The following is an 8642-nucleotide window of genomic DNA, read 5'->3' on the forward strand; positions in this document are numbered from 1 at the left end:
CCCACTAAGGTCATGGCTCCCAAACTAAACCCTAAGTAAAACATAGACAAAATCGCCTGAATTCGAAGAAAGATCTGATGAGCAGCCAAAACCGTAATTCCGAGACCGGCCGCGTACATTGAGACCACCAATTGGCCAAGCGCCCAAACCAATTGCTCTACAGTTGTCGGAACACCTGCTTTAAACAATCTTTTAAAAGTTTTGTAGTTCGGCGTGGTCAACTCTTTAAATGAAAGAAAGAGAACAGATTTCCGGCTGCGCAGTAAATAGAGCGTGACGAAAAATCCAAATGAGTGGGCTATCCCCATCGCCAATGCAGCACCGCGAACTTCCAACCGGGGGAAACCTAACAAACCGAAAATCAGAATTGGGGCAAGTAGAGCATTGAGGAGTACAACTGATAGATTAATGAACATGGCAAAACGAGTTTCCCCAGTGCCGCGGATGATACCGAGAGCTACAAAATTTGTCAAAACCAAAGGACCAAACAAAGCAATCGTTCTTAAATAAATGATTCCTGCTTCCCTCGCTCCGGAACCGGGTTCTTTAATCAGTTTGAATATCGCCGGTGCGCCGAAAAACCATACTAATGAAATCAGCACTGCCATCATAATGCCAAGCATCAAAGCCTGGCCCAAAATGTGGTTCGCTTCCCATTTGTTATCTGCGCCTAAATAACGATTGATAATGATCGAGCTACCCACGATAAACGTTAAAAGAACCGTTAAGATAACAACGATAATTTGAATGGCCATTCCATGACCTCCGAAAGCGGCTGCACTGATTTTCCCGATTAGAATCGCCTCAAATGTCAACATAAAGGTTGAAGAGGAAAGGTCTATTACGGCCGGCAGGGAGGTCTTCAGAATGCTTTTTAAGGGAGACTTTTCAGCCAAATCGCTATCCCGATACCTAAATCACTAGTAAGTTTACAAGAAGTATTGACTGCCTTTGGAAGCCTGTCAGTCATAATATTCCAAACCGAGGTGCGTAATAAGCTCTTCGCCTTTCAAGTGCCGAAGGGTGTTTTTTAACTTCATGAGTTGGATAAAAAGGTCATGTTCTGGATAAAGACCCTCCGCGGACATCGGACTTTTGAAATAAAAGGATAACCATTCCTGAATTCCTCTCATTCCGGTCCGGCCGGCTAAGTCCAGAAAAAGAACGAGATCAAGCACAATTGGAGCCGCTAAAATACTGTCGCGGCAGAGGAAATCGATTTTGATCTGCATCGGGTATCCCAACCACCCGAAAATATCGATGTTATCCCACCCCTCTTTGTTATCTCCTCGCGGCGGATAATAATTGATTCGGACTTTATGATACATATCGCCGTACAAATCAGGGTAAACCTCAGGTTGCAGGATATGCTCTAGAACGCCGAGTTTGCTGACTTCTTTACTTTTGAAGGATTCGGGATCATCCAACACTTCGCCATCGCGATTGCCCAAAATATTTGTTGAAAACCATCCTGCTAAACCGAGACAACGCGCCTTGAACCCGGGGGCTAAAATCGTTTTCATGAGGGTCTGGCCGGTTTTGAAATCTTTACCGCAAATGGGAACGCCTTTGCTAATAGCGAATTCGATCATTGCAGGAAAATCCGTCGACAAATTGGGAGCTCCGTTTGCATAGGGAACACCTTCCGCAATTGCGGCATACGCATAAATCATACTCGGCGCAATTGCGGGATGATTTTCTTTCATGGCTTTTTCAAAGGATGCCAAATCCTGATAAATCGGATTGCCTGGCTCTAAATAAACTTCAGTGCTGCCACACCAAACCATGGCCATTCTTTGTAAATCATTCTCACGCTTAAAATTTTGCATATCCTCGCGAACTTGTTCAGCCAATTCCCACTTAGTCGGCGCAGATTTAACGTGCTTACCTTCAAGCTTTTTTACATATTTCTGATCGAAAACGGCTTTCCAGGGTTTTACGGCCTCCAATTCGGGTTTTATTTGTTCCAATAAATACCTATCTAAAACCCCTGCGTTGGTAGCTGCCTGATAGCAATTATCTTCAAAAATGTCCCAGCCGCCAAAAACCAGGTTATCTAAATCTGTAAGAGGAACAAAATCTTTAATCTTTGGAACACGGTTATCTGTTCGTTTACCCAAACGAATCGCTCCCATCTGAGTAACCGACCCAATAGGTTTCGAAATACCTTTGCGAATCGCTTCAACGCCGGCTATGAAAGTAGTACTTACGGCTCCCAAGCCCGGCAACAGAACGCCTAATTTTCCTTTAGGCTCTTCTATTTTAATTTCTTTTTTCTCCAAAATGCCACTCCCAAATAAATATTTTAATTTTATCGTATCATTTTTTTGATTTTTTTTCAGTCTGCTATTGTATCTAATTCAGCCTGACTAAGCTCCCGGCCTTTTTTTCCATTCTCTGCCACCCAAATATGATAAACCCTTTGCATTGCCGTGATGTTAGCAAATACGGCAATTAGAAGAATTGCAAAAATCAGGGTGCCGATATGAAAGATTGAAAGAATGGCGCCAAACCCAATGTAAACAACTCGTTCAGGCCTCTGCATGATGCCAACTTTGCATTGAAGTCCCAGCGCCTCGGCTCTGGCGCGAACGTAACTTACCATAACCGAACCACCCAAAGCAAATGAAACCGCGATGGAAGTTATGAACATATCCAGTTTGACAAAATAAAAGGCCATACCAAAAAACATGATAACTTCCGAGTAGCGATCTAAAGTGGAATCATAAAGCGCGCCAAATTTAGTGACTCGTTTGGTTGCCCGCGCCACCTTACCGTCGATGATGTCAAATGTTCCGGCAAGCAGGATGATCCAGCCGGCAGTAGCCAGATGGCCCAAAGCAAATAGAACTGCGGCCCCGATGGTTACAATGAATCCAATGGTTGTAAAAAAATTGGGGTTCAGCTTTAATCTAACAAAGAATTCAACGACCGGGTTTATAAGCTTCAAGTACCAATTCTTAATACCATCGGGCAGAACATTGATTCTCCACTTAAAAATATTAAACGTAGCCAATTTTAGTTTTTCCTCCTATTTATCTTTCCTTCGATAACCAGTACAAACTCGCCTTTCAATTTGATTTGCGAAAGATTTTCATTGAACTCGCGTAAGGACCCCCGATGTACTTCTTCAAATTTTTTGGTAATTTCTCTGGCAATAGCCGCTTTCCGATCTCCCCAACAACTCAGTAAATCAGAGAGTGTCCGCGAAATCCGGTGAACGGATTCATATAAAACTATGGTTCGTGTTTCTTCTTTTAGATTTTCCAATCGGGTTTTACGTCCTTTTTTTACCGGCAAAAACCCCTCAAATACAAAACGGTCAGTCGGTAGTCCGGACAAAATTAAGGCCGGGACAAACGCCGTTGCCCCGGGAATCGTTTCAACTGCCAAATCATTGTTTAAACACTCGCGCACCAATCGGAAGGCCGGGTCGGAAATGCCGGGGGTTCCAGCGTCAGAAACCAAGGCAATTTTTTCACCGTCCTGGAGTTTCCTGATTAAAGCAGGAATTTTTTTTTCTTTATTAAAATCAAAATAGCTGGTGGTTGGTGTTTTAACCTTATAATGCTCTAAAAGAATCCGTGTGTGCCGGGTATCTTCGGCGGCAATCAAATCCACTTTTTCCAGCACTTCAATTGCCCTGAGAGTAATATCTTTTAAATTGCCGATTGGCGTGCTGACAATAAATAAAGTACCCGGCGATAAATTATTCCCTGTGTCCGGCATCAAGTGTCAAAGCTCAGCTTTTGCTTCATCTTTAACTCTTGCAAAAGAAGCTCCGTTCATATTCAGGACATCAGCCAAACTTTCCCTCAGAATCCTCAAAGTTTCATCCACCAGTTCGCCGGGCAAATTCAACGACGGCCGGAAGCGAATTGAACGCTCACCGCTTGGCAGTGCGATCAAACCATTCTCATAAGTCTTACTTAAAAACTGGTTACGAATTTCGCTGTTTGGCAAATCAAAAGCAATCATAAACCCTCGACCGCGCACACGGCTTACGATAGTATCAAACTCATCCTCAAGCTGCAGCAATTCGGTTAAGAAATATTCACCGACATTGCAGGTATTTTCAATGAGTTTGTCCGTCACAATAATTTCAAGGTACTTCCGAAACCGGACCATGTCCACAAGATTGCCACCCCAGGTCGAATTCAAACGACCCGATTCGTGAAAGACGTTATCATCAACTTCATCAATTCTTTTGCTGCACAAAAAACCGCAAACCTGCGTTTTTTTGCCAAACACCAACATATCCGGGTTGACGCCAAAATGCTCATAACACCACATTTTGCCGGTTAGTCCAATTCCGGTTTGGACTTCATCAAAAATCAGTAAAATATCGCTTTCGTCAGCAACGGTGCGCAACTTCTGAAAAAACTCCTTCCTAAAATGATTATCGCCGCCCTCTCCCTGAATGGGCTCGATAATCATTGCAGCGATATCATCACCGCATTCATGAATGGCGGCTTTAATTTCGTCAATGGCCTGATTTTCAAGGGCGACAACTTTATCTAAATTAACTTCATTAAATGGAAATAAAATCTTCGGATTGGTAATCCTCGGCCAATTAAATTTCGGAAAGTATTTTGTTTTTCTCTTGTCGGTATTTGTAAGCGACAAAGTATAGCCGCTTCTGCCGTGGAAAGCCTCTTTAAAATGAATAACCTGCGAGCCTTTCTCCTCTTTGATGCCCTTCTGAAAATTCCTACGGACTTTCCAATCAAAGGCAGCTTTCAAAGCATTCTCTACAGCCAAAGCGCCGCCGCTGACTAAGAACAAGTAAGGCAGCTGTTCAGGAATAGCGTACTTTGAAAATGTCTGCACGAACTCAGCCATTTCAGTGCTGTAAAAATCTGAGTTTGACGGCTTCATTATAGCAACGCTGAGGATTTTTTCTTTAAATTCCAGGTCGTGCATGGCCGGATGATTGTGCCCGATAGGAGCCGTGGCAAAGTAACTGAACATATCCAAATACTTGCGGCCGCTCAGCGAATCGTAAATGTAATTGCCTTCGCTCTTCTGCAAATCAACGACTATTTCGCTATAGCCGTCAACTAACATATGTTCATTCAATGTTGGAAAGACGTCTTCTGGTGTAAGTTTTAACACAGGTGTTTTCTCCTAAGATTGCATCAGCTCTCAGCCGTCAGCTCTCAGCTATCAGCTAAAAAACTAAACGCTGAAGGCTGACAGCTAATAATTATCGATCTGGGCGCGCTGCAACTTGCCGGAATAATCTACGAAAATAGTCTTGGTTTCCGTGTAAAACTCATATACTTCCCAACCGCCTTCGCGATGGCCGTTGCCGGTCTCCTTGACACCGCCAAACGGCATATGCGCTTCAGCGCCGATGGTCGGACCGTTGATGTAAGTAATGCCAGCTTCGATGTCCCGCATAGCCTGAAAGCCTCGATTGACATCATGGGTGTAAATGGAAGAAGACAATCCGTAGGTCGAGTTGTTCATGACTTTGATCGCTTCTTCAAATGAGTTTACTCGCAAAACCGACAGCACCGGGCCGAATATTTCCTCCTTGGCGATTCGCATTTCCGGGGTCACTTCCGAGAAAATAGTCGGCTCATGGAACCAGCCGTTGGCGCAGTCGCCCTCTGAGTAAACATTTCCCCCGGCCACCAACTTCGCTCCCTCTGACTCGCCAATTTCAACATATTCCTGAACGGTTTTTCGCTGATCTTCGTTAATCAGGGGACCGACTTGAGACTCCGGTTTAAGCCCATCGCCTAATTTTAATTTTTGTGCCGCCGAAATCAGCATTTCCATAAATTGGTCATGAATTTTTTCGTGCAAAATGAGACGGCTCGTTGCGGTACAGCGCTGACCAGTGGTTCCAAACGCTCCCCAAAGTACGCCTTCTAAAGCCAAATCCAAATCGCCATCATCCATGACGATTTGCGCATTTTTTCCGCCCAATTCCAGAGAAACTCGCTTTAACGTGTCACTAGCCGATTTGGAAATGGATTTGCCGACCCCTGTCGAGCCTGTGAAAGAAATTAAGTTTACATCAGGGTGACTCACTAACGGTGTACCAACCCCTTTTCCACCGCCGTGCACCAAATTCAGTACTTTAGGTGGCACGCCTGCTTCCAATAAAATCTCAACAAACGTAGCCGCAGTCAACGGAGTATCACTCGCCGGTTTAAACACCACGCAATTTCCACAAACCAAAGCCGGGAAAATCTTCCAGGTCGGGATGGCCATGGGGAAATTCCACGGTGTAATGATGCCTGCAACGCCCACCGGCAGCCGAATTGACATATTGAATTTGTTGGGTAATTCCGAAGGAACCGTGTGCCCGAACATGCGGCGGCCTTCGGTAGCTGCGTAATAAGCAGTATCGATTCCCTCTTGCACGTCGCCCCGGGTTTCGTCGAGGACTTTGCCCATCTCGCGAGTCATGTTCTTGGCGATTTCCTCTTTGCGCCTGGCCATGATGTCACCGACTCTGCGAAGAATGTCCCCACGCTCGGGAGCCGGTGTCAGCCGCCATTTATCAAATGCCTCGCGCGCAGATTTAACTGCCGCTTCGACATCAGATTTAGCGGAGTTAGGAAAAGTGCCGACCACTTCATTCCAGTTGGCGGGATTGCGATTTTCAAAAATTTCTCCGCTTCGGGCATCCACCCACTCACCGTTAATATGATTTTGGTACTTCTTGCTCATTCGTGAACCTCGTTTACATTCGAAATTGGATATCCATTGGTATCAAAAATAAAACTTAAAAAAATAGCAAAAAATGGCTTAAAAGTCAAGTACCAAATTTCGATACATTAAAGCAACTAAGTTTCATATTTTAATGTACTTAGGCTGAATCAGTCAAAGATAAAACTATTTTCTTTCATACGTTTTTCAGAAGCAATTTTTAAGCCGCTTTTAACCACACTATATCTTAATTTGCAATTTTCCCCAATTCTAACATTATTCCAAACAACTGAATTCTTTAAGGAGCAATTCTGTCCTATTCGACAGTTACCACCGATAACAGAGTCCCTAAGAAACACATGATCTTCAATTCTGCAATTATCTCCAAGCACCACGGTCCCCTCAATCTCAACCTCACGATCTATCTCACAATTTTTTCCTTGCCAAATACCGTCCTGCAATTCTTCTTTTATATTTAAATTAACCCTATTCTCGAAAAAATCCCTGTGTGCCTGCTGATATGCTGCAAAATTGCCTATGTCTAACCAGTAACAATTATCAGCAAAACCATAAATTCCTTCCTGCTTTGCAACTAACCCGGGGAAAAGATCCTTCGCGAAAAAATACTCCTGCTTTTCAGGAATCCAGTCGAAAATTTCAGGTTCCAATAAATAAATACCCATATTTACATGGTGACTAAAGATTTGACCGGCCGCGGGCTTTTCTAAAAATTTTATAATCTTGTCTTTCTGATCAGTGACCGCGATACCAAATGGGCTGGGATTGTCAACGCTGGTTAACCCGACCGAGGCAAGCGCTTTTTTTTCGCGATGGGATTGCACAAAATCAGAAATATTTAAATCGGCGATTACGTCTCCGGAAACGACCAGAAAAGTGTCGTTAACCAACTCGGAAGCCAATTTCACTGCACCTGCAGTGGCGTAGTCATCTTCAGCGGTGATGTAGCTGATTTTAGCGCCAAACTGAGAGCCGTCTTTAAAATGATTTTTAATGATGTCAGGCAGATAATAAAGAAGGAAAATAATTTCGGTGATATTGTGCTTTTTCAGGTGAAGAACCGTGTGCTCAACAAGCGGGCGGTTAACGATTGGAACCATCGGTTTGGGTAAGCTGCGAGTCAATGGGCGCAAGCGAGTTCCTAAACCCCCGGCTAAAATGAGAGCTTTCAATATGCATTCCTAACGCGGAGAACCGCAAAAGCTGTGGAAAAACTTGATGTTTTGATTTTTCACTACACTAAGTAACTCAAATCCACAGTCATTATGCTACGCTGTCATTAGTCATTAGTGGTCATTAAGCTTGATCTATAATGACGTGAAGCAAATGACAAAATACTGAGGCCGGAGCAAATGACGACAAAGGTGAAATGACTCAATGACGGCGAAGCCAAATGACTATCCCTGACTCACATTCAACGGAAAATGGATATCAAATTCCTCACCTCAACCTGGCGGCGCTTAGTTAGTGAGGATTTTATTCAAGCAATCGATACAGTTTTTCTTCCAGTCTTTTTGCGAGTGTCGGTCGTCCATTGGTACTCGTGGTTTCGCTGGATGATAGTGCTAAATAGCGTTTTGCATCGAGATAGGTGATGAGCTTTCCTTTCCTGAGAAGGGGCCAATAGAGATACAATTTGTTCTTGCGATTTTTCGAACTGAGCTCGATTTTCGCGATGCCGAAAAATGTGAATTCATGCGAGGGGGAAATCTTTTTTCTGTCGAGCAAACCGCGGTCGGCCATTTGTTCGAGTATTTTTTGTAAGTCCTGTGACGTGATTCGAATAGTGGAATCTAATTGCGCATAGATTTCGCTTGACGTCGCGGCTGATTCAACCCAGAGAACTTTCAAAACTTCAATTTCCATATTTGATGGGATCGCAAGTTCCCCATCGGTAAAACTTTTTTTAGGTGATTTGAAAATGTCAACTAACCATTTGATTGTCTGATTTAACGGGA

At 43.8% G+C, this 8642-nt stretch carries 8 protein-coding genes; all 8 read right to left on the bottom strand.

The annotated features are described in order from the left end of the window. On the bottom strand, window positions 1-896 hold an 896-nt coding region (locus IH879_14470), incomplete at its 3' end, for a hypothetical protein (protein ID MCH7676139.1). Between the two features lie 66 nt (window positions 897-962). Beyond that, window positions 963-2267: an inositol-3-phosphate synthase gene (locus tag IH879_14475; protein MCH7676140.1), complete on the bottom strand. Its 1305-nt coding sequence runs from the start codon at window positions 2265-2267 to the stop codon at window positions 963-965. Window positions 2268-2338: 71 nt separating this feature from the next. Further along, a complete protein-coding gene (locus IH879_14480) occupies window positions 2339-2977 on the bottom strand; it encodes a CDP-alcohol phosphatidyltransferase family protein (GenBank protein ID MCH7676141.1) in 639 nt (212 codons plus the stop codon). A 41-nt stretch (window positions 2978-3018) separates the two neighbouring features. Further along, entirely contained in the window at window positions 3019-3729 is a 711-nt protein-coding gene (gene rsmI / locus IH879_14485) for a 16S rRNA (cytidine(1402)-2'-O)-methyltransferase (protein MCH7676142.1), read from the bottom strand. 6 nt (window positions 3730-3735) lie between these two features. Beyond that, complete coding sequence (locus tag IH879_14490; protein ID MCH7676143.1) at window positions 3736-5067, bottom strand: L-lysine 6-transaminase; 1332 nt, start codon at window positions 5065-5067, stop codon at window positions 3736-3738. 132 nt (window positions 5068-5199) lie between these two features. Continuing rightward, window positions 5200-6687 carry an aldehyde dehydrogenase family protein gene (locus tag IH879_14495; protein ID MCH7676144.1) on the bottom strand — a complete coding sequence of 496 codons (1488 nt, stop codon included), beginning with the start codon at window positions 6685-6687 and terminating at the stop codon, window positions 5200-5202. A gap of 149 nt (window positions 6688-6836) precedes the next feature. Further along, window positions 6837-7856: an NDP-sugar synthase gene (locus tag IH879_14500; GenBank protein MCH7676145.1), complete on the bottom strand. Its 1020-nt coding sequence runs from the start codon at window positions 7854-7856 to the stop codon at window positions 6837-6839. Between the two features lie 304 nt (window positions 7857-8160). After that, window positions 8161-8550, bottom strand: a complete 390-nt coding sequence (locus tag IH879_14505) for a BlaI/MecI/CopY family transcriptional regulator (protein ID MCH7676146.1) — start codon at window positions 8548-8550, stop codon at window positions 8161-8163. Window positions 8551-8642: the final 92 nt, after the last annotated feature.

This window comes from candidate division KSB1 bacterium (assembly GCA_022562085.1).
Classification (GTDB): domain Bacteria; phylum Zhuqueibacterota; class Zhuqueibacteria; order Oceanimicrobiales; family Oceanimicrobiaceae; genus Oceanimicrobium.

Excerpts from the sequence above, each read along its gene's own strand:
- IH879_14505 (MCH7676146.1), bottom strand. The coding sequence starts at position 8,550 with ATGGAAATTGAAGTTTTGAAAGTTCTCTGGGTTGAATCAGCCGCGACG.
- IH879_14490 (MCH7676143.1), bottom strand. The coding sequence starts at position 5,067 with ATGTTAGTTGACGGCTATAGCGAAATAGTCGTTGATTTGCAGAAGAGC.
- IH879_14495 (MCH7676144.1), bottom strand. The coding sequence starts at position 6,687 with ATGAGCAAGAAGTACCAAAATCATATTAACGGTGAGTGGGTGGATGCC.
- rsmI (MCH7676142.1), bottom strand. The coding sequence starts at position 3,729 with ATGCCGGACACAGGGAATAATTTATCGCCGGGTACTTTATTTATTGTC.